The sequence below is a fragment of the Pelagicoccus enzymogenes genome, from assembly GCF_014803405.1.
GTDB classification, from domain to species: domain Bacteria; phylum Verrucomicrobiota; class Verrucomicrobiia; order Opitutales; family Opitutaceae; genus Pelagicoccus; species Pelagicoccus enzymogenes.
The window spans coordinates 370,391-395,093 of the sequence record NZ_JACYFG010000036.1; the positions used below are offsets into that span (position 1 = coordinate 370,391).

Genomic DNA, 24,703 nt, shown 5'->3' on the forward strand with positions numbered 1-24,703 from the left:
CTCTCTGAGCTAGGGACTTACGTGTCCCCCATCGAGGCAAAGGCTTATCCCCTCAGTTTAATCGCCTACTGGCTTCCTAGACGGGGGTTAGGCGTGTTTCTGGGGTAGAGCCAAGCGAAAGGCGTCTGATGCTGCAGGCGCAATTCGCTCGAACCCGCTGCGCCGGCAGCCACTTTAGAGCGGAACGACTGCAAGGCCCCGGGCCGCTCGAGGTTCGGCGAGACCAAGGCGAACTTCAACCCCTCGCGAGAGAGCAGCTCGATCTCGTAGGCAAAAGGCTCACCTCTCACCCGGTCGCGCTTAACGATTTCCGGAGGCAGGTAAAACCGAGCAACGTGCTGCCCCACCTCCAAGGAGGGATAGTCCGCCTTGGCCGCATAAAACTCGTAGGCCCGTCCACTCCCTCGGTTCACTTCGGTCGCAAGGGCGAGCGACACGGTAATGTCATCGGCGAAGCGCGGGTTGCCCTCCGCCCCTCTTTCCCCCTCTGCCACCGAAAGCACCACGGAGATTGCGTACCAAGGGTCACGAGCCCCATCCTGCTGCTCCAAGTCAAAGTCCACCCGAACGATCTCCACCTCAGAGGCGATTGCGGCGGTCCCTCCAAGCAGAGCGAGCGAGGCGAGCAGGATACGAAGTGACTCGAGCATGCCAAAGCCTATCGCTCCATTCTGCCTTGGTAGCAAGCGAATCTCCCGATCCATCCCAATTCCAGGGCAATTCCTCTTGCCCCTAAGCCAGCCCTCTCGCCTACTGCAGCCGCCTAGATTCAAGATGCAGTATAAAATCAGCGCACTCATTTTCCTGAAAGACCAAGCCGGACGCTTCCTCATGCTCAAGCGAGCCAAGGCTCCCAATGACGGACTTTGGAGCCCTATCGGCGGAAAGCTGGAAATGCCGCTCGGCGAGTCCCCCTTCGAATGCGCCATCCGCGAAGCCCGCGAGGAGACCGGCATCGAGCTGGAAAACAAAGACCTGCACCTCTTTTGCATGGCCGCCGAAAAGGCTTACGAGGGAAAAGGCCACTGGCTGATGTTCCTCTTCGAGTGCAGCAAGCCCCTCGAGGCCCTGCCAGCTGCCATCGACGAAGGCGAGTTCGCCTTCTACAATCGGGCGGAGATCGACAGCCTTCCCATCCCCGAAACCGACCGGCAGGGACTGTGGGACATCTACGACAAGTACCACGACCGTTTCGTCGCCCTCAAGGTGGACTGCCAGCCCGGCAAGCCCCTTAATTTCGAGATCGAAGGCCTTGTGCCAGCGAGGAAATCCACTCATGCAAAGCCGCAAAACGACTAATCGAAACGACTTGCGACAAAATTATCCCGCTGCAATCCACCGCTTTGTTGTTGTCTCAAAGCGGCCAACACCTTGAATCCCCGGTTTCCAAAGAATTTCCTTCTCAAAAACCGAGAACACGAGACAGAAAAGTGAGCGCAAAAACCACGCCAAAGAAACGCGTAAAGCCAGAAACATCCAATCTGGCCAAAGAAGCGAAACTGCCTATCAACAAAGATCTCTCCAAGGAAGAGCTCATTGGATACTACCGCGACATGGTACGCATCCGCCGCTTTGAGGAACGTTCCCTCCGCGTCTACCAACAAGGTAAGATCGGCGGCTTCCTCCACCTCTACATCGGTCAAGAGTCTATCGCCGTCGCCTGCGCCTCCCTCATGGGCGAGCACGACCACATGATCACCGCCTACCGCAACCACGGGCACGCCCTCGCGGTCGGCATGAACATGAACGAGTGCATGGCCGAGCTGCTCGGCAAGGCCACCGGTTGCTCCAAGGGCAAGGGCGGTTCCATGCACTTCTTCGCTCCGGACAAGAACTACTGGGGCGGCCACGGCATCGTGGGGGGACAAATCCCGCTGGGAGTTGGTCTCGCCTACGGCGTAAAGTACAAGGAGCAAAAAGGCTCGGCCATGGCCTTCATGGGCGACGGAGCCATCAACCAAGGCGCCGTGCACGAAGCCTACAACCTCGCAGCCCTCTGGGACCTGCCCGCCATCTTCATCATCGAGAACAACGGCTACTCCATGGGCACCTCCCAGGAGCGCTCCTCCTCCCACCCCAAGGAAGGCCTCGCCGCCCGCGCCGAGGGCTACAACATGGCTTGGGAAAACATCAACGGCGAATCCCTCTTCGCCATCCGCGACGGCGTAGGACGCGCCATCAAGCGGGCCCACGAGGAGTCCAAGCCCACCATCCTCGAGATCCACACTTACCGCTACCAAGGCCACTCCGTCGCCGACGCGAACGCCAAGAAGTACCGCACCAAGGAAGAGATCGACGACTACCGTAAGAACCACGACCCGCTCAACGTCTACCGTCTCTACCTCCTCGACGCCAAGATCATGAGCGAGGACGAAATGAAGGAGATCGACGCCGAGGCGAAGGAAGAAGCAGAAGTCGCTGCCCAGTTCGCGGACGAAAGCGAATTTCCGACCGTGGAGTCCATCACCGAGGACGTCTACTGGGAAGCGGACAATCCAGAGCAGCGCACCTCCCAAGGCCGCCTCTTCTTCAACGACTAATTTTTACACAGGACACGATTTAAAATGCCAGAGATCTCCTACAGACAGGCAATCAAGGACGCGCTCGCCGAAGAAATCGAGCGCGACGAAAACGTCGTCATCATCGGCGAAGAAGTGGCCCAATACAACGGCGCCTACAAGGTCACCGAAGGCCTCCTCGAGCGCTACGGACCTAAGCGCATCGTCGACGCACCCATCTCCGAAGCCGGCTTCATCGGCATGGGCATCGGCGCTTCCATGCTGGGCGTTCGCCCCGTCATGGAACTCATGTTCTGGAGCTTCGCCTACGTGGCTTGGGACCAGATGATCAACAACGCCGGCTGCGTACGCTACATGTCCGGCGGACTCATCAACGTGCCCATCGTCATCCGCGGTCCCGCTAACGGCGGCACCAACGTGGGAGCCACCCACTCCCACACTCCAGAAAACCTCATCGCCAACATGCCTGGCCTCAAGGTGGTTTGCCCAGCGACTCCTTACGACGCCAAGGGCCTCATGAAGGCGGCCATCCGCGACAACGACCCCGTCTACGTCATGGAATCCACCCTCCTCTACGGAACCACCGGCGAAGTGCCTGAGGAAGAATACGTCATCCCGCTCGGCAAGGCCGACATCAAGCGCGAAGGCAAGGACGTCACCATCGTTTGCCACGGTCCCTCCGTTTCCGTCGCTATGACCGCCGCTCAAGTCCTCAAGGAAGAGCATGACATCGACGCCGAAGTCGTCGACTTGCGCTCAATCCGCCCGCTCGACGAAGACACCATCATAGAGTCGGTCAAGAAGACCAACCGTGCCGTGCTCGTAGAAGAAAATCGCCCCTTCTGCGGCGTAGACGCCCAAATCGCCTACACCATCCAGAACAAGGCCTTCGACTACCTCGACGCTCCGATCCAGCGCGTGTCTACGATCGACGCTCCCGCCATGTACAGCCCGGCTCTCGAGCCAGAGCAACTTCCCAAGGCGTCCAACGTCGTCGAGAAGGTTCTCGCTATCATGTAATCCAATTTGCCTCTAATCTCACACCAACAAATCTAGACATATGGCAACATTCATAGACATGCCGAAGCTCTCCGACACCATGACTGTCGGAACCGTCGCCAACTGGCTCAAAAACGAAGGCGACGCCATCGAGTCCGGCGACGTGATCGCGGAAATCGAAACCGACAAGGCGACCATGGAGTTGGAAGCCTTCGAGGACGGCATCTTGCTTAAACAAATCGCGAAAGCCGGCGAACAAGTCGCCATCGGAGCCCCTATCGCCGCCATCGGCGAGGAGGGCGAAGAAGTCGAAGTCCCCGACGCTCCCAAAGCCAAATCGAAGTCAAGCGACGACAAGGACGAAAAAGAAGAAGCCAAGGCCGAAGACAAAAGCGAAAAGTCGGACGACGCGAAGAGCGAAGCTTCATCCAGCGACGATTCCCGCATCAAAGCCTCTCCCCTAGCCAAGAAATTGGCCAAATCCGAGGGCGTCGATCTCTCCTCAATCAAAGGCACCGGCCCCAACGGACGCATCGTCAAGCAAGACGTGCTCGACGCCAAGAAGTCCGGCGGTTCGTCAAAGCCAGCCAAGAGCGATTCGAAGTCCAAGCCATCGGTAACGCTTCCTGGTCTCGCTATCGCGGAAGACGCAGACCTCCCCGTCTCCAGCATGCGCGGCGTTATCGCCAAGCGCCTGGTCGAATCCAAGGTCAACGCGCCACACTTCTACCTGCAGATCGAAGTCAACGCAGCCAACCTGCTCGCCACTCGCGCCAAGATCAACGCCGACCTCGCCAACGTTCCCGCCGAACACGGCGGCGGCATCAAGCTCACGGTAAACGACTTCATCCTCAAGGCCTCCGCTGAAGCCCTGCGCCGCGTTCCCACCATGAATCGCTCGTGGCAAGGCGACACCATTCGCCAAAACGGCGCGGTACACCTCGCTTTCGGCGTAGCCATCGAAGACGGCCTGCTCACGCCCGTTATCCGCAACGCGGAGAGCAAGACGCTCAAGCAGATCGCCCTCGAAGCCAAGGAACTCATCGGCAAGGCACGCAATAAGAAGCTCAGCCCAGCCGAAATGTCGGACAGCACCTTCACGGTGACCAACCTCGGCATGTTCGGGATCTCCAGCTTCTACGGCATCATCAACACGCCCAACGCTGGCATCCTCTCCGTCGGCGCCACCGAGAACAAGCCGATCGTCAACGAAGCCGGCGAAATCGTTCCTGGCCAGATCATGACCATCGGCGTCAGCTGCGACCACCGAGCAGTGGACGGAGCCGTAGGCGCCCAGTACCTGCAAGCCCTCAAGACCTTGCTCGAGACGCCTGCCCTCTCCCTCATCTAGGAACGGCAAACTAATTTCCAGTTTCAAAAACAAGCCTCACGCTCCTGCGCGTGGGGCTTTTTCGTGGCCAACAAAAACGAAGCAGGGCGCCGGGTCCGCTCCTGCAGCATCAACACGCGCCAAAGCTCAAACGCCAACCCGCTGGTTCAAGCCCTCTATCGCCAGCTTCAAGTCCGAAATCCCAAACGGCTTCGACAAAAAGCACCCGCAATCGCCCTCGTCTTCGATCAAGCCACTGATCTCGTCGTTGGAATCACCGCTCATGCGTATGATCGGCAGCTCTTCCGCCGAAGCTCGAATCGAGGCGACAACACCGTGGCCATCGACCTCCGGCATTTGCAAGTCCACCAGAGCAAGGTCGAACTCTGACTTGCGACGGGCAAACGCATCGATAGCGGCGGCTCCATCTTCCGTAACCTCGACCTCGTAGCCAAGCGATTCGAGCATGGTGCGTATCGCAAGTCTCAATACACCTTCGTCTTCGGCCAACAAAGCCAAAGGCCTCGACTTGCTGGCGTTGCGCGTGGGCGAACGAGGCAAGTCGCTATCAAAAACCAATACCAGCTCGGAGTGAACTCCCGCCACGCCAGAGCTCACGCTAACGTTTGGCGTCTTGGAAAGCGCCAGCAACTCCGCACTCCCCACCGGCTTGCCCGTATAGCTGTAGCGCAATACCGGACAGTGGCTGCCGCTGGCGCTGTTTCCTCGCTCGATCGAAAGGTAGATGCGACTCTTGAAGTCAGTCGTAACCCTGTCGGCAACACAAACCAGAGCCTCCGTGAGAGCGAAACTCAACGCGCGTGTGGAAAGGCCGAACAAACGCACCTCTTCCAAAGCGTCCACTTCCAGCTCCACCCGCGGCGGCAATAAGCTACTCATCGACCCGTAGAGCTCGCGAACTTCGGAGCTCAACTCTATCGCCTCGATGCCATGGTTCCCCTTGTTCGCGTTCAATTGCAGCACCTCGTTCAGACAAGCGAAACTCGAGGATAGGCGCTCCAATTCTCGGATACGCTCCACAATGGCAGAGTCACCCCGGAAATTCTCTCGAATCTGCGAGGCGTTCTTCTCCAGCTCAGCGGCAATCCGCTCCATGCGAATGCTCAACTTTTCACTCAGAGAGTTTTCCAGACCCGCTTTCCCGTCACCGTGATTGCGATCGGTGATGTCGATATGAGAACCGAAAAGGCTCGAGAGCTTACCCGACTCGTCCGGGAAAATTTCAGCGCGGCAAATCATCCAACGGTAGCCTCCGTCCCTGTGCTTCATGCGGTACTTCAGCTCCACTTCCGAAATCTCGCCACGCAAAGCTTGCCCGAACACTTCTTCAACGGCAGCGAGGTCGTCCACGAAAAGATGCGACTTGAACGCCTCCAAGGTGTTGGGGAATTCGCTGCTCGAATAGCCCAACTGCCCTTTCCACCGGTCACTAAAATGCAACTGGTTCTTGCGCAGGTCCCAAGACCAAAGCCCTATGTTGGAAGCCTTCAAAGTGAGATCCAACCGACGCTGACTCGCCTTGTAGGCCTCTTCCGCGCGCTTGCGCTTGGAGATGTTCCGCAGCGTGATCAAAGAGCAATCACGGCCTTTCCATTCCACCGCCACCGATCGCAACTCAGCATTCGGCACCGCCGCACTTTCAGTTTGAATTTCCAATTCGACAGAGTCCGCCTCTAAAACCGCGTAGTCGAAAAGCCCCCGCACGATGTCACCCGCGCCCTTGGCAAACCAGGTTTCCGCGACTTTGTTGATGAACAAGAGCTCGCCCTCCGGCCTCGAGACTAGGAAAAGTGCGACGTCCAAACAATGCAATAGCCCCCGGAAAATGCCCTTACCCTCGGACGCAGTGTTTTGCTGAACCGTCTTCAACTCGCTCAGCAGCTCCCTCCTCTCGAAGGCATGATTCACCGCTTCCAGTAGACGATCCTGGTTTAGGTCCTTGTAGAAAAGGTAGTCATCCGCCGCCGACGCAGACGTATCCAGAATCACTGACTTCTCCTCGTCCTCCAACAAACAAAGCACTAGAGGCTCGTATTCGCTTTTTCGATATCGGGCCAGTACGTCAACATGGGAAATCCCATCTAAAATCCCCTTTGAAATGACTAAATCAACCCTGACATTCATCAGGGTCCGTTTCGCGTCGCGAAGGGACTCGGCATGATAGCACAAGAAGTCGTGGCGATCGGACTTCTTGAGCGATTCGAGTACTTGCTCCGCTCTTTGAGGATCAGACTCAACTACCAAACTGGTAATCGATGATAATGGCATTCAGGGGATTGGATAGAGGAATGTAAAATCGGAGACCATCAAGAGTGACGCGATGGCGCAAGCTGAACTACGTGCATAAGTAGACATACCTAGTACCTCACCTAGACAGACGCAGCAATCCATAGGAAGAGCGCCCGTGAAAAGGTGGGCGGATTGACTCGCCTCCTCGCATGCCCTTCCCTTCTTCTTTACTCCTCAGTCCTAGTCTCACTCTCCCCTTCTTAAAAGATATGTCGACCACTTCGCGAGCAGTCCACTCCCCAACCTCTGCTGTGCACGAAAATTCCCCCATCATCCCGAATGAAGGAACGTGGGCGGGACGAATCTGGCTCCCCGCAAGCCGAGCCGTAAACAAGCTGGCCGGCCCACGCGTGGTGGCCATCCGCGAGCAAAAGGTTTACGACTTGAGCCACAGGTTCCAGACCTTCGCCTCTCTGGTGAACGCCTCGGATCCAGTCGGCGAAATTCGCGAAGCGATCGGCACCGAAATCTGCTCCTTGCAAGAGCTTCAAAAATCCCAGATGGGATTCGAGGTCGACGAGAATCGTCAAGAAAAGGAGCAGCCCATCATCCTCGCCCCGAACGACATTCTCGCCACCAAGGCCTGCGGCGTTACCTTTATTCGCAGCCTGCTTGAACGCGTCATCGAGGAGAAAGCAAAAGGCGACCCCCAAGCCGCCACACGCGTTCGTCAGACCATTTTGGATACGCTCGGAAACGACCTCTCGCAAGTAAAGCCAGGATCCCCCGAAACCGAGGCCCTGAAAGCCAAATTGATAGAGCAAGGTATTTGGTCGCAATACCTGGAAGTCGGGATCGGACCAGACGCAGAAATCTTCACGAAGGCCCAACCCATGTCTTCGGTCGGATACGGTGCGCAGATCGGAATTCATCCAAAGTCGAAGTGGAACAATCCTGAACCCGAAATCGTGCTCGCCGTATCCAGCCGTGGAAAGATTCTGGGAGCTACCCTAGGCAACGACGTAAACCTGCGCGACTTCGAGGGTCGCAGCGCATTGCTGCTCGGCGAGGCCAAGGACCAAAACGGATCCTGCGCCATCGGTCCCTTCGTTCGTTTCTTCGACGAGGAATTCTGCTTGGAAGACGTTGAAAACTGCGAAGTCTCCCTCGAAATCCGCGGAACGGACGGCTTTCACACGATTGGAAGCAATAAGATGCGAGAGATCAGTCGCAGTCCGGAGGAGCTCGTTAGCCAAGCGATCGGCGACAACCATCAGTATCCCGATGGATTTATGCTCTTTCTTGGAACCATGTTCGCCCCCACAGAAGATCGCGACCAGGCAGGCGAAGGCTTCACCCACCATGTGGGAGATCAGGTAACCATAGCGAGCGAACGTCTCGGTCGCCTCGTGAATTGGGTCAACCACGCCAACGCGATCCCCCGTTGGGAGTTTGGCATCACCCAACTCATAGAATACCTGCAGAGATCCACCCAGCCCTAGTCCGAGTCACGACCGCATTCGATTCTAATACGAAAAAAAAGAGAGGCCGGTTGAAACCGGCCTCAGTAAACAAGAGATACGCGAGTCGCTAACCGATGTAGATTTCGTCGCTGAAATCGAGCTCCTGCGGCTGGCGCTTCCAAGCTTCTAAGAAGGCATCCTTGGTATCTGCATAAAGAGCCGACACTTCGATGGCCTTGTCGTATCCTTCGGGAATTTCGATACCAGCTGCTGCAAACCACTCGCGGAAAAGCTTGATCTGATCCGCCTTGCAGCTTTCCGGCGAATCCACGCCTTCCGCGTTCTTCACCGGGCTGAAATCGTTGAGCCGTGTCGTTTCAATTACGATCGGATTGCTGGCAAATGGAATCGAGTCGAAGACGAACATCTCAAACTTGATGCCGTTAGGCGTATCCGGTTTTTGGACTTCACCGGATTCGTCAACGAAGGGGATCTTCTTGTCAGCTCGGTGGAAAGGCAAGGAAACCGAACTTCCCGGAGCGACGAGCGAGCGAGCGAAATTCACGTCGATGACATGGATCGCGATGCTACCCGCGCGGAACGAAAGCTGCCCGTCCGGATCACGCTTTGCGCAAAGCTCGTCCGGCATATCGCTGTATTCAACAACTTGGCTCACCCCATTCAGAACGCAAAAGTGACCGAGCTTTTCCTTTTCATAAGCCTTGGGAAGCATCTTGCTGGAAAGCGTGGAGCCCGACTTCAAGTGAAAGCCGATGAAGTAAGGGTCGACCGGCTGCACGAGCGGATTGTCGACTTGGAAGTAGCTAAGAATTTCGATCCCGTCATCCGCCATCGCCTGAAAAGATCCGCTACGGTCCAAGGCCCGCAAAGCGCCGCCGTGCCCATCAGGGCTCATGGCGATACTTCCCTTTGATTCGAGGATGATCTTTCCGTCGTGATCCACCGCTGGCATGCGGCCTTGACGGAAAAACACCACCGAGCCATCGTCCAAGCCAAAGTTGTCATTCTCTTGAAAGAACGCCACCGTAGCCGTGTGGTTGATGTCACTCGTCATGATGAACCAGGGCAGCTTGCAAGCGTAACGCACGCGAGCCGCTTGGATTTTCTCCGCGAAGACTTGAAAAAGCGTTTTATTCTTAACGGGAGTTACTGGATACGTGCCTTTTGGCCCGTCGTAGCCGAGGCGCGTGCCTTGACCGCCCGCGACCGTGAAGGCCGCCACCTTGCCAGCTTTCAAGGCTTCCTCGCCAAGCTTCTTGGCCTCCTGCCACTCCGCATCCGTATCCACATTTTCAGGAAGCGAAACATAGGGAGCCGGCTCTAGAGCGCTGAAGTCAACTCCAGCATGGTCGTTGTCGCCCTTCACCAAGGTAGCGACAAGATTGTCGAGTTCGTCGAGATCGATCTCTGCGGCTTGCGACTCCAAGTTCGCTCGCTCCTCCTCACTCAGTCCATCCCAAAAGCGGAAGACTTGTTCTTGTCCACGGGACTCGAAAAGCTGTTTTTTATCCATAGTTCAGTGCGAATGAGCCTGCATACCTCTCAGCCAGCCGCGTCCAAGGCAACAAACTTCTCCTCACAATCCGGCGACGACCGGCAAAAGACGCAATCTATCGCTCGAAACGGAAAATCAGTTCACCGTCCTTCGCATAGTTGAGCTTTGTGCGTATCACAGACTCTACATACTCGGGATCGCCTTGCAGGCTCTTCAACTGAGCTTCCCGCTTGCTAGATTCATCTTCCAGGGCGTCGTGCCGCTTGGAGAGCACAGTGTTCTCCGAACGCAGATTGTCCAAGTGTTGATAATCTCGATACAGGAACGCAGCCGCAAAAATGCCGGCCCCGATGAAGAGGACAGCAAAAAACAAGTTGGTGAATCGGCGAGCGGTCATGCGAAAAGGATGCTGCTAGAAGAAACAGGTATCCAATTATTGCAAAAAAATAATTGTAAGCCCCCAGCAATTCGCGGACATTTCGGCCCAATGTACCAAAGTTTCTACGGTCTAAGGGAGATGCCGTTCAACATTACTCCCGATCCTAACTTTCTGTACCTAAGCCCAACTCACCAAGAAGCGCTTCAACACTTGAAATACGGTGTTGCCGAAAAAAAAGGCTTCATTGTCCTGACGGGTGAGGTCGGCTGCGGCAAAACAACTCTCTGCCGCCACTTCATCAACGAGATCGACGAGGACAAATACGAGATCGCCTTGATTCTCAACCCTCGCATTACCGAAACCCAGCTCCTGAAGACCATCCTGACAGAGCTCGGAGCCAGCGGCAGCATGAGCCGCAGCCGCGGAGGTCTCGTGCAACAAGTCAACGACTTGCTCCTCGAAAAGATCCAAGCCGGCAAGGACATCCTACTCATCATCGACGAGGCCCAAAACCTCACATTCGAACTGCTAGAGCAGCTTCGCCTCCTTTCCAACCTCGAGACAGACAAGCAAAAGCTCTTGCAGATCATTCTCATGGGACAACCGGAGTTCAAAGAGATCCTCGCAGAGGAACGGCTCCGCCAGCTACGCCAGCGCATCCTCGTGCACACCGAGCTGCGCCCTCTCAACCGGCTCCAAGTCGAACAGTACATCCACCACCGCATCGCCATGGCCGGCGGCCAAGGCATCCCCTTCTTCACCAGTTGGGCCGTGCGCTGGATCAGCTGGAAATCAAGAGGCATCCCCAGAATCGTTAACAACATCTGCGACAAGTCGCTGCTTTCTTCCTATATTAGAAGCAGCGAAGTGGTTACTTGGAAGGACGTGCGGGCGGCCTTAAAGGAGATCAAAACGCTCGATTTTAAGTAGGCCCTCCGCGTCGCCCCCCGAATTTTAGCCAGCCAAGCCGGCCCCGAGGCTAAATTAAGAGGCCCCGAAGCCGTTTGTTTACTGGAGCTAGCCTTTGCAAAAGGCTCGCGTAACCAACCAGCCAGCAAACGGAAATGAGCCTCATAAACCAAGCCCTCAAGCTCGAGCAACAGAAACGCCAGACCCAGTCCGGTCCGATTCCGCCCATGGCAGGTCGTGCGCCCTACCGTGGCTCGAGCAATAAAATGCCGCTACTCCTGTTCGGGTTTACAGGCATGGGAATGCTGCTGGCCGCGTCCGTAACGGCGATTTTCTACTTCGGCTCAGCCTTCCTCGAAGCTGACAAGCCAGTGGCTGCGAGCCTGTCCACGCCTCCTTCCGTTTCGCAATCCAGCCCTGCCGCAGCCGCTCAAGATACTAACGCAGAGCCCCAATTAGCAAACCTGCTCGGCAACCTGTCCGAAGACCAGCTCTCCACTGTGCAAAAGATGCTTATCGAAAGGGAAGCGGAATACGGGAAGCAAGAGCCCTCCACCCTAGATAGCCCCTCCCCCGCTACGACTGTCGCTCCCGAAGCGGAAGTCGACCTGTCCGACATATCTCGCCTGCAAGGAGTCGTGGACTCCTTCTCAGTGCAAGGAATCCGCAAAGCAGGCACCGATACACGCGTCTTCCTCGACGGAAAGATTCGCAAGATCGGCGACATCGTAGACATAGAGAACCGTCTACAACTCATCGGCTTCACCGAAAGCACCTTGGTTTTCCGGGACCCCAGCGGTCGTCGCTTCGAAAAAGCCCTCTAGGTCCCGCCTCCGGGCTGATCCATCGCAGCTTTGAGCCGGATTCGAGCCGGCTCGATGCGCCGAGGTGGCCCCTCCCCCCCCCGTCATTCCATGAGTTTACGGCGGGCGAAGCCGATTCTACTCCCTCGGATCGAGGGATCAGCCCCCCCTTGAGCAATTGATACTACATCGGTAATCAGGCAAAAGATGAGACACCAGTAAGGCGCCCCATGCTCCCATAGGTAGCGGGCACATTTGCGTTTGCGCTTGTACCTAATCTTGGCGACTCTCATTACGTCTTTTTTACGCTTGATCATCCGATGCTAAAAAACCGCCAAGAAGGAATCCTCAATCTGCACGGCCTCTGGCAAGCAGCTTGCCTCCTCATCCTCTTCCTCGTCGTTCGCCACGTTTTCGAACTTTCTGGATACCGTTTGAAGGTCGAGTACCTGAACCTGTACATGGCTGGCGTGGCGATCGGCTCCTTCGTGAACCTTCGCCTGCTCAAGAGCTACTCTGAGCACTTCGTGAACCTCGGCTGGTACAAGACCTTCCGACTCACCTTCCAGCAGGTCATCCGCATCATGCTCCTGCAGCTGGCAGTCGTTTTCGCCCTGAAGGACACCGACATCAGCCGCCTCTTCCTCAGCACCTACTTCGCTTCTTCCTTCGCGGTCTTGTTCGCTATGAACAAGATTCTACCCAAGCACCTCTGCCGTCTCAGCTTCAAGACGCAGGTGATCCCCACTCTCATCGTTGGCTCGACCGAATCCCTTGCCAGCCTAGAGGCCTGGATTGCCGACAAGGCTAGCTACGGCATTGAAATCGTCGGATACACCGGGGAGCAAGACTGTCCCCCTACCAAAGAGCAGCCCATCCCCTGTCTCGGTACCCTCGACGACCTCAGCCGCAACATCGAAGCGCACCAAATTTCGCAGGTCGTCATCATCGACAAGGCCCTGTCCCCCGAGGGCGCGAAGCGCGCCATGGCCCTCGCACAGAAAGCCGGCTGCCGCGTGCGCATCTACAACAACTGGCAAGCCGACTTCCAGCAGCGCATCATGGTCGAGCACGAAGGCGACTATACCTTCCTCACCTACGAAAACGAGCCGTTGGAAAACCCCATCAATCGAATGATCAAGCGCGGCTTCGATGTTGCGGTCTCCCTGCCCATCGTCGCCTTCGTCCTTCCACCGCTCACCCTCCTTGTTTGGGCCTTCCAGCGCAAACAATCTCCCGGTCCCATATTTTACGCCCAGCCGCGAACCGGCATGACCAAGCGTACTTTCCACATCATAAAGTACCGCACCATGCATATCTCGGAGGCCAACGCTAAGAATGTGGCCAAGCAAGCGACCAAGGGCGACTCCCGCATCTACGCCTTCGGAGCCTTCCTACGCAAAACCAGCTTGGACGAACTCCCTCAGTTCATAAACGTGCTGCTGGGAGAAATGAGCGTGTCCGGACCTCGTCCGCACCTCATCGACCACGACCGCGAGTTCTCGGAGAAGCTTCAGGTCTACTACACACGCCACTTCGTGAAGCCAGGCATCACCGGGCTGGCCCAGTCGCTCGGACTGCGTGGAGAAATTAATGAACCCGAGCATCTCACCAAGCGTATCGCCTACGATATTACCTATATCAACACTTGGTCCTTCTGGCTCGACCTCAAGATCATGCTCCGGACCGCCAAGGCCGTCATATTCCCGCCTAAGAGCGCCTACTAGGATAGCAATAGATTGGGTTGCGCCTTGATACAATCAGGGCGAATATCGCCCCACCTTGGAGGAAGCCCCCCTAGATACGCCGATCGGATCCTGCCGCCTGCTCGCTTGCGAAGCAGGCCTTTGCAGCATCGCCTTCCTGGACGAAGACGAGCCACAATCCCTTTCATCGGGACGCTGCGCCAATCCGCACCTCGAACAAGCGATCGAGCAACTCTCAGCTTACTTCGCCGGACAGCTCACGAAATTCGAGGTTCAACTCGCGCCGGAGGGAACCGCATTCCAAAAGCGAGTTTGGCAGCGCCTTTCCGCGATACCTTTCGGCGTAACCAAATCTTACGGACAAATCGCTCGAGAGATCGGGCAACCTAACGCTTCGCGAGCAGTTGGCGGAGCCAACAATCGCAATCCAATCCCTGTGATCGTACCCTGCCACCGCGTCATCGGATCCGGCAACACCTTGGTTGGATTTGGTTGCGGATTGTGGCGAAAACAGTGGATGCTCGAACACGAAGGCATCGCCCTCCCACTCGGTTGATTTACTGTTTCCGCTATGGCCCCCAACCTCCTTATCGAAAGCATCCTCCCACACCTGGGAGCCATCCTAGGTCTCGGTCTTGGGGTAATCCTGATCGCTCGCCTCATGCGAGAAAAACGTCGCCCCAGCAACACCTTCGCATGGCTACTCGTCATCATTCTAGCTCCCTACATCGGAGTTCCCCTCTTTCTGCTCATCGGAGGCAGAAAAATCAAGAAACTCACGAACGATAAGCGTTCCCTTCGCCTCCATACGGAGGACCACACCCAGGATTACATCGAAGACTCTCCCTTTGGCTTGCTCGGACACGGAAACAAAACGCGATTCCTGCCTGACGCTTCCGACGCCTACGACGTATTGATCGAGTCCATACAAAACGCCAAGGAGTCCATAGATATCACGACCTTCATACTCAGCCACGACGCCGTCGGCCGACGCGTCGTCAAAGAACTTTCCAGGAGAGCCAAAGAGGGCGTCAGGGTCCGACTCCTGCTCGATGCCATTGGCTCCTTCGGCAAAAAGACTTTCTACATGCTGGAGCTCGAGAAAGCAGGAGGGAAAATCGAACGTTTCATGCCTGTTTTCCCCATTGCGTTCCCTGGGGCCACCAACTTGCGCAACCACCGCAAAATCGCGATATTCGACAAAGACACCGCCATCATCGGCGGACGCAATATCGGACGCGAATACATGGGCCCCAACCCGTCGAAAAGCCGTTGGACCGATTTTGGGGTACAAATCGCCGGTCCCGCCGTTTCCGCCCTGAATACAATCTTCGAAGAAGACTGGGCGTTCGCGTCACGCAAACGTGGATACAAGGCGGTTACCCAAACGGCGGTCAAACCAGTTGAAGGCGGCCGGTCTACCATCGAAATAATGTCAAGCGGCCCCGACACCCCAGACGATCCTCTCTACGAAAAAGTGCTCGCCAGCATCCAGGACGCCGAGCGCTCGATTACCATAGTAACCCCCTATTTCATTCCTGACGAAGTCCTGCAACGCAGCCTCAGCGTCAAAGCCCGTACCGGTAGAGATGTCACCATCATCGTCCCCCAACGCTCGAACCACCGCATTACCGACCTCGCTCGGCGACACTTTCTAGAGGAACTACAGGCCGCCGGCGTCAAGGTGCTCGCGTACCAACGCGAAATGATGCACGGGAAAGCCATGCTCATCGACCAGAAGCTGGCCATGACCGGATCTGCAAACATGGACCTACGCAGCCTTTTCGTAAATTTCGAGGTGGCTGCCTTTTTCTATTCGAAGCCCGACATCCAGGAAGTAAGCAAATGGATCAGCGACGTCTCCTCTCGCTGCGTGGAACTGCAGCCCCGGGACCTCAAGCGACAACGCTACCTCAAAGGCCTCGTGGAAGACCTCAGCCGCTTGATCGCTCCCCTGCTCTGAACGAGCGAGCAACGCGGCAAAAAAAACGTTCGCCATCCCACAACAAGCTCACACCTTCGCACCTTCCGAAAGGTAAGTAACGATGGATAAACTCACAGAGATCATGAACTGGAAGGCCCAGGAAATCGCGGAACGCATTCGCCCCGTGGCCGATCACGAACTCGCAGCTTTCGCTCAGGAAGCCCCCATCCGAGGATCCTTCCTGCAAGCCCTCAAGGCCCCGCCTCGGCTCGCCGTCATTTCCGAGATCAAACGCAGATCCCCCTCCGCCGGCCAAATAAAGGACCTCGGCCCATCGATCGAGCAGGCCGACACCTACCTAGCCGCCGGCGGCGACTGCCTGTCCATTCTTACCGACAACAAGTACTTCGGAGGCGAACTGAACGACTTGTCTTCCGTCACCGAGAAATTCAAAGCCCAGAAAAACGGCATCCCCTGCCTCCGCAAGGACTTCATGATCCACCCGGTCCAAGTTCTCGAGGCCGCTCAAGCCGGAGCCTCCGCCATTCTCATCATCGTACGCGCCCTCACAGACCAGCAAATGACCGCCCTCCGCAAGGCAGCCGATCTGGCTGGACTGGATTCCCTCTACGAAATTCACAGCGAGCACGAACTCGAGAGAGCCGTCGCCCAAGACGCCAAGATCATCGGCGTCAACAATCGCGACCTCGCCAAGTTCACGACCGACCTCGCCTTTTCCGAGCGTCTCATTCCTCAATTCCCCGAACACGTCGTCGCCGTCTCCGAATCAGGAATCTGGAACAAGGAAGACGCAGCCCGCGTTCGGGCCTGCGGAGCCAAGGCCATACTCGTGGGCGAAGCGCTGATGAAAGCCCCGGACACCGCTCAACTCATGGCCGACTTCCACAACGCCTAAACCAGCTTCAAGGCCCACACTTTTCCCTTTCACCCTTTGCCGCTCTCGCCCTCACAGACTCGCGACCTGCTCGAACAACTCGGGCACCGCCCTAAAAAACAATTGGGGCAAAACTTTCTCATAGACGGTAACATCGTCCGCAAGTCCCTGGAGCTCGCGGAGGTAGCAGCTGGCGACCATGTGGTAGAAATAGGCCCCGGACTCGGCACCCTCACCCGAGCGCTGCTCGACGCAGGCGCCATCGTACACGCCGTCGAAAAAGACCCTGTGCTCGGTACCCATGTCGAATCTATCGCTACGGAAGAACCACGCCTCCATCTCGTCAAAGGCGATGCCCTCGACTACCCGCTGGGCGACCTTCCCGAGGACCTGCAGGACTACAAAATCGTGGCCAACCTCCCCTACGCGATCTCCACTCCCTGGATGGCTGCCGTGCTCGAAAACCGCCTCCCCAGCGTCATGACGCTCATGCTGCAAAAGGAGGCCGCTCAACGCTACGCAGCCAAGGCCGGTACCAAACAATTCGGCGCCATCAGCATCTTCCTTCATGCAGCCTTCGACGTACTCCCCGGCCACGACGTGTCCGGCTCCTGCTTCTATCCTAAGCCCGACGTCGGCTCCACCCTCATGCACCTGCGACGTAAAACTGCCCCCTTTCGCTTCAAGCCAGAAAGCACTCAGCTCATCCGAGAAATCTTCCAACAACGCCGCAAGCAAATCTCCTCCCTTTTGCGTAAGGCAAAATCGGATACAGCAACGCGTTGGTTAGAAAGCCTAGCATCTGCGGGCATCGACCCCTCCGCGCGTCCCGAGCAAATCGATACCCAGCAGTGGATCTCGCTGGAAAAAAGCTAGAAGCTTCACGAAACCCAGTCCGTTGCCTTCACTAGACAGCCGCTCGCTCCGAGCAGCATGCGACGTTGACGTCGCTCCCGTATCCACTGAGGAATGACAAGCAATCGACGCATCATATTCTGACTGCGGCTGTCGATCGAGAGAATGCTACGATCCTGACTACTCATTTCCAGAGATCTCCACGCTGAGGGCTTCAAGGAAACGCACCAACTGCTCACGGTTCGTCGTACCTGCGTTAGTCGCAACGCCCTCGGAGGGGCTTTGCCGATTCAAAACCTCTCGCGAGGCCATCGCCCAAGCGTTAGGGCGTTCCGTTAAATGCTTGGACGCAACTTCCACACTCTCCTCCAGAGTGAATCCGAATTCGTCCTGCAGCCCAAGGTCCCACTTCGGGGTCCACGTTTCTTCGAGTCGATTGATTGAGTTCATGCACGTACTCTACCAATAGGTATAAGACATCTCCTGTCCTACACCTAAGAACCCCTCGAAATTTCCGAAAAATAAAAGGCGCTTGAAAAAGCGAGTCACGCTGGATAGCGTAGCTCACAGTTTAGAATTTCCCACCCACACACCACCCAGCCAGGTCGTCCCCCTCGACGGCCTGGCAATTTTTTGTCAGAGCGACAGGCAGGCTACGCCGGATTCTCGCTTGCTCCTGAGCAAGGAAAGCAAAGACTTCGCAGCAGCCATGAAGACCGCTCCTTTCAAGATTCTCGCCGGCGTCGCGTTCGCTGCCCTTTCCCTTCTCGCGGGCTGTACCGAGGAGAATAGTTCCACTTCTGCAGCGCCTGTAAAAATCTCTTTGGGCGATAAAACCCTGACCATGGAGTTCGCCATCACTTCCAGCGAGCAACGCAAAGGATTGATGGGACGCGAGGGAATCGCCGACGATCACGGGATGCTCTTCGTCTACAAGGAGCCGCAACGCATGTCCTACTGGATGAAGAACGTGGACTTCCCCATCGATATCGGCTTCTTCACCGCCGACGGCGTACTGCGCGAGGTCTATCCGATGTACCCTCAAGACACGCTCGCCCGCAAGTCCATCCGCGATGACATGCTTTACGCGCTGGAAACGCGCCATAGTTGGTACAGCGACAATAAAATCCGCCCTGGGGCCCAATTGGACCTCGAGGCCGTCCGCAAAGCGATTGCGAATCGGTAGCCGCAGCCTAACCGTTGAAACTTTGCATGATCGAGAGGAACGGCAGGAAGAGAGCCAACACGATCAGCACCACGGCAATCGCCAGAAACACGATCATCAACGGTTGCACCATGGCAGTGAGGCTGGAGATCGAGTTGTCGACTTCCTCGTCGTAGATGTCCGCGATTTGCCCAAGCATCTCAGGCAAGTCGCCCGTTTCCTCCCCTACTTCGACCATGGAAGTCACCATCGTCGGAAAAATCTTGGTGCCCACCAAGGTCGAGGCGATGCCCTCGCCATCCTTCACTCGGTTTCGGACAGTCTCCACCGCGCTGATCACATGCTTGTTTCCGCAAGCGTCTCGCGTAATGCGAAGCGCGTCGAGAATTGGTACGCTGCTTTCGATCAAGGTACCCAAGGTCCTCGAAAAGCGGATCACGTATACCTTTGTGTAAAGTTCCCCGATTCCGATGCTCTTTAGTTTCAGCCAATCGTAAAGGCTGCGCCCGACACTCGTCGCTCCAAACAGGCGCTTGAAAAGGTAGAGACCAAACAAGCCTCCAAAAATGGCATACCAGTATCCCACGATAAACTTGCTCACCATCAGCACATAAACTGTGAGCAGCGGCATCTTATCCTCCCCGATTTCCTCGATGAAAATCTGTTCGAACTTCGGCACCACGAAGATTAGCAGAAACATCACGATGACGAAGGAAATCACCATCACCACCGTCGGATAGGTCATGGCCGAGGCTAATCTGGCTTTCATCCGCTCCGTCTTTTCCAAGTAGGTCGCCAACCTCGCCAGCGAAACTTCCAGCATGCCGCTCGCCTCTCCAGCACGGGCCATGTTTACGTAGAGAAAGTCAAACTCCTTGGGAAAGCCCGCCAATGCATCGGAAAAAGTACTGCCGGATTGGATACTCTCGATCAAGGAGTTCTGTATCCATCGAAAGACGACATTCTTTTCCTGATCCTTCAAGACCTCCAAGGACCGCACGAGCGTCAGACCCGCTTGGAGCAGGGTTGCCAACTTTCGCGTAAATTCAGCCAAGGCCTTCTTTTTCACCGCCGAACCGATGTACATCGGCTTTTTGGCAGCCTTAGCCGACTTCTGTCCGGTCGCCGTGGCCGAGGTGTCGTTCGCGCCCGCAGGCTTCACCACAGTAACGCGCGCAGGCGTCAGACCGTAGCTGCGGATTTGCTTCACCGCCTGTTGACGAGAGGCGCCTTCCACAATCCCTTTGCGCTCCTTCCCTTCCGAGTCTATAGCGATGAACCTGAATTTCGACATAACAATTGCGAACCGCTGTTAAGGAGCGATCAGGAGTAACGTATCACTTCTTCCACCGAGGTGACACCGGTGAAAATGTTGCGTAGGCCATCTTCCCGCAGCGTTCGCATTCCCTCGTTCAACGCCTGCTCCCGGATAGCCGCAGCAGGACGCCCCTCGCTGATTAGCTCCCGCACCGATTCCGACACCGACAGCATCTCGAAAATGCCTTGCCGGCCCGTATACCCCGTGTTGGCGCAGGCCACACACCCGCTTCCCTGGAAAAACTCCTTTTGCTGGATGATTGCCGCATCCAGATTCAACTGCTGCAGCAGGGTCGCATCCGGTAGATACGAACGACGGCAATTAGGGCAAATCTTGCGCAGGAGTCGCTGGGCTAGCACTGCCTCCAACGACGAGGAAATCAGAAACGGCTCGACTCCCATGTCCATCAAACGGGTCACTGCGCCCGCCGCGTCGTTGGTGTGTAAGGTGCTGAGAACCAAGTGCCCCGTCAGCGAAGCTTGGATCGCGATCTGAGCCGTATCCAAATCACGGATTTCGCCCACCATGATGATGTCAGGATCTTGCCGCAGGAAGGACTTGAGCGTGCTGGCGAAGGTCAAGCCGATGTGCGGGTTCACGCCCACCTGCATGATACCGTCGATTTCGTACTCAATCGGATCCTCTGCCGTCATCAACTTCGACTCTACCTGGTTCAACCGTTTCAAGCAGCTGTACAAAGTCGTCGTCTTGCCCGATCCTGTCGGGCCTGTAGAAATGAAAATCCCGTTAGGCCGGGCGATCGACTTCTCCACCGCCACGAGCACATCCTCCGGCATCCCCAAAGAATCGAGTTCAAGCTGCGTCGCCCCCTGGTCCAGGACACGCAACACCACGCTTTCGCCAAACTGTGTCGGCAAAGTGGATACGCGCAAATCCACATGCCTACCAGTCACGACGAGCCGCACCTTCCCGTCCTGCGGCACGCGACGTTCCGCGATATTCAAGTCGCCCAAGACCTTCACGCGAGAGATGATCGGGACAGCGAGTTCGCGCGGCGGCGGCGACATCTCGTAGAGAGCTCCATCGATTCTATAGCGAATCTTGAACTCCTTTTCGAAGGGCTCGAAATGGATGTCCGAAGCCTTGTCTTTGATGGCCTGAGCTAGGACGAGATTCACAAAGCGAATGATCGGCGTTTCCCCCGCCATTCCCAACAAGTCGTCAGGACTAATGTCGTCCTCGTCCGAAACGTCGCTTAGATCCAGCTCCTCGAGAATCCCCGTGTAGTCGACATTCTTGGGCCGGTAGTAGACATCCAGCAATTCATCCACCACCTGCGGATCGAGCAAAAGCAGCCGCACATCGCGATTGACCGCAAACGCAACATCGTCGACCACGCTCGTATTGAAGGGGTCCGTCGTCACGATAGTGAGCTGACGCTCGGTGCTTTCGATCGGCACCACCCCGTGCATGCGAGCGAGCGACGGCTCCAGCATCGAAATCAACTCCGGCGCAATGTCGTAAGGAGCATCCTTCAGACGGCGAATTCCCAAATAGCTCGCTACCGTATCCAAAAACACAGAACGATTCAGCTTCGCATCCTCGACCACCAAAGTGGCCAACGACCCCTTCCCATCCGCGACTTTTGCGAGCAATTCGTCCAAGGTCGCGCGGTCCAGCAAACCGTGGATTTGGCAGAGGTCGTAAACCGCCTGGTTGTGTGAGTCGTACATAGAGGAACGAAGTCCAGAAAATCTATCCCTGCTTGTCCCCGCATGTCCAGCGACATTCTTAGGGCGCTTACCTCATAACTTCCCTCTCAAATCCATCACGGCCCGCTTGATCTCTCCCGGGCGGGTCCACGGAATAAAGTGGTTCACCCCTTCCAATATCCGCAATTCAACTACGCCAGCAGGCATGACGCGCTCCACGTAGTCCGCGTTTTCCTTGGGCACCAGCTCGTCCTGATCTCCCTGCAGGACGATAGTCGGAACCTGCACCCTCGCCAACTTTGGCTTCAACTCCTGCAGCTCGCCCCGAAGCGGCCAAATTTCGTCGTTGCTGTTCCGCCACTCGCGCGAGAGTCCCCAGCGAACAAGAGGAAACTTGCCTACCCAGTTGAACCACTTTCGCTCCTCCAAATCTGGGTCCATCGACGGAGCTACCAGAATCATCCCCGCGACCGATTCCGGATAGTCGACCGCCAGCTCCGCCACCACGGGTCCGCCCAGAGAATGTCCCACCCAGATAGCCGGCAAGGCCACGCCGGATGCCACCACCGCGTCGCGAATCCGCTTAGCCTGCATAGATATCGAGGGCTCCGATCCATTCGGTCGCGTTTCGCCAAAGCCCGGCCGATCCACTGATACCACGGTGAACTGCGAGCTCAATTCCTCGTCGGACAGCAGGTGCGCAAAGTTGTCCCAACTCCCAGGCGAGCCGTGCACGAAAACTAAGGTCGGGCCCCCGCCCGCACGTGCCAGAAAAACGCTGCCCTGCTCATCCTGATGTTCGAAATAGACTGGGGCCGCTTGCCCACGCTCCGCGAAAAGCTCCCGAATTTCCTCCTCCGGCATCCGCAAGGACATACAGCCAGAAAACACCATCGAAACGGCGAAGCTTCCCGCCAGCAGGAACAGCATGCACCCAAGTGATTTCCCAAGAGTAAAAACGCGGACTGCCATCACACCACACAACGAATCGCAAACTCATTCGACGACAAAAAACAGACATTCGCAAACGCTGCACAAACGTTGTTCCCACTGCACACCGCCCTTTTGACTTCACAAAACGAAAATAAAATACCAAATAGTGTTTAGTGAACTGGATCAGAGTAACAGCAGTCCTTCTCATCACAGCGATTTTTAATCCGCTGTGCTGCTGCCTTGATCTCAGCGCGGAACCGCTCGAGCAAGCGAGCCCAAGCGCCGCAGCACATTCCTGCTGCACCGCTTCCACCGAAGCGAAGTCGGGCCTCGGCAAACACAGCCAAGAAGAATGCCCGCACAGCTCCGAGAAGGATTCTCAAATCAACGAGGGAGCCTTGGCCCAGGACTCACTGCAAAAGCCCCACCAGCCCCTCGTTTACACTTTGCCCGCGTTGCCAGTTCTTGCCGCGGCGCCCCAGTCGCAAACGCCACGCGACAACACTCGGATTCGGGCCCTACAGGAACCCAGCTCCCAGCGTTCCTTGGCGTACTGTGTCTACTTGATTTGACGCGAGCTAAGAGCTGACCACCTCTAACGTCAGAGGGGCAGCACTACCGAACTAGGAGCCGACACGTATCGGCTCGACTGTACGAAGGCGAGTAACGCCTTCCGATCTACGTTCAACCGATCCCGCAAGGATCAATCTTCGCTCGCAACAAATGACATCCGTAACTACTCGTTCAACGCTCCGAACACTGCAGACGCTCGTCCTCGGCTTTTCGATCTGCGGCTCCGTTCCTCCTCTCGCCCTCGCCAACGGCAGCCAAGAGACTGCCGCATATGGGCTCGCCGACCGCGACATCGTCGGCCCCTACATAGCCGCCGCACTCGAAAACAATCCCGAGCTCCAAGCTGCCGAGAAACGCTACCAAGCAGCCCGCCAAAGCATCGACTACGCCGGAGCGCTCCCCAACCCCAGGGTCCAGCTCACCCATTTCGTGGAATCCATTCAGACGCGCACTGGACCTCAGCGGCAAGCGATCTCCCTGCAGCAACCGCTTCCATGGTTCGGAAAACTGGATACGACTCGCCAGATTGCTCGTAGCCAAAGCGAAGCCCTCTGGCACTCCTACGCGTCGCAGCAATTCGAGCTAGCGGACAAAATAGCTTCGAGCGTTCTGGAAATAGCCTTTCTAGACAAAGCCATCGCCATCACCAAGCAAAACGCCAGCCTCCTGAACCGCCTCGAAGCAATCGTGGAGGACAAGGTTAAAGCCGGCGGCGACCTCTCAGACCTGCTCAAGATACAGGTAGAGGCGCATCGATTGGAGGACACCTTGGCGTCCCAAGAGACAAAACGGGTCATGAGCCTCGCGACCTTGCAAAGCCTCCTCGGGAGCGACTCCGAAACCCTGCAACTTCCCAGTGACTGGAACGCTCCCTCACTCGCCTCAACGCAAGAGCAGGAATGGCTAGATGCCATTCGGCAAAGATCTCCCAAGCTCGCAATGCTGCGCTCCCTCGCGGAGAACCAAGCCTCAAGAGAGAGACTCGCCCAGTTCGCCGCAAAACCGGATCTCAGCGTCGGCATAAACTACATCCGCACCGGCCAATCGCTGGGATCAAACGCTCCCGACAACGGCAGGGATCCCTGGGCCATCATGGTCGGGATAAGCCTTCCCATCTGGGGTAAGGCCAACAACGCCATAGCGCTCCAGGCATCCTTGGAAAAAGAGGCGATGGAAGCGGACATTCGCGGACTGGAGCTGGAGCTGAACGCGACGGGCAAATCCTTGCTTGCGCGCTTAGCAGACTCGAAAGCACGCATGATACGATATGAGACAAAACTCCTGCCCCTCGCTAGACAAGCGCAGGAAATCTCCGCTTCTAGCTACCAGACCGGCAAAGCTTCCATCCTCGATCTTATCGATAGCGAGCGAGCACTCTTGAAGTTAGAAACTGAATACTGGCGGGCGGCCGCCGACGCATGGCAAGCCCGTTGGAAGCTCGCCAGCCTAGCCGGAGGATTCTGGCTGAACTAGCACCCAAATTTTCAAAAAGT

At 56.6% G+C, this 24,703-nt stretch carries 24 protein-coding genes; 15 read left to right on the forward strand and 9 right to left on the reverse strand.

Features of this window, described 5'->3' with window-relative positions:
- Positions 1 to 65 precede the first annotated feature (65 nt).
- Positions 66 to 650, reverse strand: a complete 585-nt coding sequence (locus tag IEN85_RS13880) for a hypothetical protein (protein ID WP_191617682.1) — start codon at positions 648 to 650, stop codon at positions 66 to 68.
- A 124-nt stretch (positions 651 to 774) separates the two neighbouring features.
- Between IEN85_RS13880 and IEN85_RS13885 the strand changes: the two genes are divergently transcribed.
- The 4 genes from IEN85_RS13885 (at position 775) to IEN85_RS13900 (ending at position 4,869) form a co-directional block, all read left to right on the forward strand.
- Positions 775 to 1,299 carry an NUDIX hydrolase gene (locus tag IEN85_RS13885; protein ID WP_191617683.1) on the forward strand — a complete coding sequence of 175 codons (525 nt, stop codon included), beginning with the start codon at positions 775 to 777 and terminating at the stop codon, positions 1,297 to 1,299.
- A 131-nt stretch (positions 1,300 to 1,430) separates the two neighbouring features.
- A complete protein-coding gene (pdhA, locus tag IEN85_RS13890) occupies positions 1,431 to 2,540 on the forward strand; it encodes a pyruvate dehydrogenase (acetyl-transferring) E1 component subunit alpha (protein WP_191617684.1) in 1,110 nt (369 codons plus the stop codon).
- A 24-nt stretch (positions 2,541 to 2,564) separates the two neighbouring features.
- Positions 2,565 to 3,539, forward strand: a complete 975-nt coding sequence (locus tag IEN85_RS13895) for an alpha-ketoacid dehydrogenase subunit beta (protein ID WP_191617685.1) — start codon at positions 2,565 to 2,567, stop codon at positions 3,537 to 3,539.
- A 40-nt stretch (positions 3,540 to 3,579) separates the two neighbouring features.
- Complete coding sequence (locus IEN85_RS13900) at positions 3,580 to 4,869, forward strand: dihydrolipoamide acetyltransferase family protein (RefSeq protein ID WP_191617686.1); 1,290 nt, start codon at positions 3,580 to 3,582, stop codon at positions 4,867 to 4,869.
- A gap of 126 nt (positions 4,870 to 4,995) precedes the next feature.
- On the opposite strand, the gene IEN85_RS13905 is transcribed toward IEN85_RS13900, so the two are convergent.
- The gene (locus IEN85_RS13905; protein WP_191617687.1) at positions 4,996 to 7,137 is read right to left on the reverse strand and encodes a response regulator; all 2,142 of its coding nucleotides are present in this window, start codon (positions 7,135 to 7,137) and stop codon (positions 4,996 to 4,998) included.
- A 272-nt stretch (positions 7,138 to 7,409) separates the two neighbouring features.
- Between IEN85_RS13905 and IEN85_RS13910 the strand changes: the two genes are divergently transcribed.
- On the forward strand, positions 7,410 to 8,600 hold the full coding sequence (locus IEN85_RS13910; RefSeq protein ID WP_224772624.1) for a fumarylacetoacetate hydrolase family protein: 1,191 nt from the start codon (positions 7,410 to 7,412) through the stop codon (positions 8,598 to 8,600).
- 88 nt (positions 8,601 to 8,688) lie between these two features.
- Here the strand turns inward: IEN85_RS13910 and IEN85_RS13915 are convergent, their stop codons facing one another.
- Entirely contained in the window at positions 8,689 to 10,095 is a 1,407-nt protein-coding gene (locus IEN85_RS13915; RefSeq protein WP_191617689.1) for a UTP--glucose-1-phosphate uridylyltransferase, read from the reverse strand.
- A 97-nt stretch (positions 10,096 to 10,192) separates the two neighbouring features.
- Positions 10,193 to 10,474 (reverse strand): FtsB family cell division protein, encoded by a 282-nt coding sequence (locus tag IEN85_RS13920; RefSeq protein ID WP_191617690.1) that lies wholly within the window; start codon positions 10,472 to 10,474, stop codon positions 10,193 to 10,195.
- A 90-nt stretch (positions 10,475 to 10,564) separates the two neighbouring features.
- Here IEN85_RS13920 and IEN85_RS13925 point away from each other — a divergent pair, with 90 nt between their 5' ends.
- From IEN85_RS13925 to rsmA, 7 genes are all read left to right on the forward strand, one after another.
- Positions 10,565 to 11,386, forward strand: coding sequence for an ExeA family protein (locus IEN85_RS13925; RefSeq protein ID WP_191617691.1), 822 nt, complete (start codon positions 10,565 to 10,567; stop codon positions 11,384 to 11,386).
- 134 nt (positions 11,387 to 11,520) lie between these two features.
- Positions 11,521 to 12,189, forward strand: a complete 669-nt coding sequence (locus tag IEN85_RS13930) for a hypothetical protein (protein WP_191617692.1) — start codon at positions 11,521 to 11,523, stop codon at positions 12,187 to 12,189.
- A 299-nt stretch (positions 12,190 to 12,488) separates the two neighbouring features.
- The gene (locus tag IEN85_RS13935) at positions 12,489 to 13,895 is read left to right on the forward strand and encodes a sugar transferase (RefSeq protein WP_191617693.1); all 1,407 of its coding nucleotides are present in this window, start codon (positions 12,489 to 12,491) and stop codon (positions 13,893 to 13,895) included.
- A 55-nt stretch (positions 13,896 to 13,950) separates the two neighbouring features.
- Positions 13,951 to 14,430 (forward strand): methylated-DNA--[protein]-cysteine S-methyltransferase, encoded by a 480-nt coding sequence (locus IEN85_RS13940; RefSeq protein ID WP_191617694.1) that lies wholly within the window; start codon positions 13,951 to 13,953, stop codon positions 14,428 to 14,430.
- 15 nt (positions 14,431 to 14,445) lie between these two features.
- Positions 14,446 to 15,837 (forward strand): cardiolipin synthase, encoded by a 1,392-nt coding sequence (gene cls / locus IEN85_RS13945; RefSeq protein WP_191617695.1) that lies wholly within the window; start codon positions 14,446 to 14,448, stop codon positions 15,835 to 15,837.
- Positions 15,838 to 15,919: 82 nt separating this feature from the next.
- A complete protein-coding gene (locus IEN85_RS13950; protein WP_191617696.1) occupies positions 15,920 to 16,714 on the forward strand; it encodes an indole-3-glycerol phosphate synthase TrpC in 795 nt (264 codons plus the stop codon).
- Between the two features lie 36 nt (positions 16,715 to 16,750).
- Positions 16,751 to 17,569 carry a 16S rRNA (adenine(1518)-N(6)/adenine(1519)-N(6))-dimethyltransferase RsmA gene (rsmA, locus tag IEN85_RS13955; protein WP_191617697.1) on the forward strand — a complete coding sequence of 273 codons (819 nt, stop codon included), beginning with the start codon at positions 16,751 to 16,753 and terminating at the stop codon, positions 17,567 to 17,569.
- 5 nt (positions 17,570 to 17,574) lie between these two features.
- On the opposite strand, the gene IEN85_RS13960 is transcribed toward rsmA, so the two are convergent.
- Together IEN85_RS13960 and IEN85_RS13965 are read right to left on the reverse strand one after the other, a co-directional pair.
- Positions 17,575 to 17,736: a hypothetical protein gene (locus tag IEN85_RS13960; protein WP_191617698.1), complete on the reverse strand. Its 162-nt coding sequence runs from the start codon at positions 17,734 to 17,736 to the stop codon at positions 17,575 to 17,577.
- The gene (locus tag IEN85_RS13965) at positions 17,729 to 17,998 is read right to left on the reverse strand and encodes a hypothetical protein (protein ID WP_191617699.1); all 270 of its coding nucleotides are present in this window, start codon (positions 17,996 to 17,998) and stop codon (positions 17,729 to 17,731) included. Before IEN85_RS13965 ends, IEN85_RS13960 begins: the two co-directional genes overlap by 8 nt.
- 259 nt (positions 17,999 to 18,257) lie before the next feature.
- Here IEN85_RS13965 and IEN85_RS13970 point away from each other — a divergent pair, with 259 nt between their 5' ends.
- A complete protein-coding gene (locus tag IEN85_RS13970; RefSeq protein ID WP_224772625.1) occupies positions 18,258 to 18,734 on the forward strand; it encodes a DUF192 domain-containing protein in 477 nt (158 codons plus the stop codon).
- 7 nt (positions 18,735 to 18,741) lie between these two features.
- Here IEN85_RS13970 and IEN85_RS13975 read toward each other — a convergent pair whose 3' ends face one another.
- From IEN85_RS13975 to IEN85_RS13985, 3 genes are all read right to left on the reverse strand, one after another.
- Positions 18,742 to 20,007, reverse strand: a complete 1,266-nt coding sequence (locus IEN85_RS13975; RefSeq protein ID WP_191617701.1) for a type II secretion system F family protein — start codon at positions 20,005 to 20,007, stop codon at positions 18,742 to 18,744.
- A 29-nt stretch (positions 20,008 to 20,036) separates the two neighbouring features.
- The gene (locus IEN85_RS13980; protein ID WP_191617702.1) at positions 20,037 to 21,725 is read right to left on the reverse strand and encodes a GspE/PulE family protein; all 1,689 of its coding nucleotides are present in this window, start codon (positions 21,723 to 21,725) and stop codon (positions 20,037 to 20,039) included.
- Positions 21,726 to 21,797: 72 nt separating this feature from the next.
- Positions 21,798 to 22,634 carry an alpha/beta fold hydrolase gene (locus tag IEN85_RS13985; protein ID WP_191617703.1) on the reverse strand — a complete coding sequence of 279 codons (837 nt, stop codon included), beginning with the start codon at positions 22,632 to 22,634 and terminating at the stop codon, positions 21,798 to 21,800.
- Positions 22,635 to 22,810: 176 nt separating this feature from the next.
- Between IEN85_RS13985 and IEN85_RS13990 the strand changes: the two genes are divergently transcribed.
- Positions 22,811 to 23,209, forward strand: a complete 399-nt coding sequence (locus tag IEN85_RS13990) for a hypothetical protein (protein WP_191617704.1) — start codon at positions 22,811 to 22,813, stop codon at positions 23,207 to 23,209.
- Positions 23,210 to 23,360: 151 nt separating this feature from the next.
- Positions 23,361 to 24,683 carry a TolC family protein gene (locus tag IEN85_RS13995; protein ID WP_191617705.1) on the forward strand — a complete coding sequence of 441 codons (1,323 nt, stop codon included), beginning with the start codon at positions 23,361 to 23,363 and terminating at the stop codon, positions 24,681 to 24,683.
- Positions 24,684 to 24,703 lie beyond the last annotated feature (20 nt).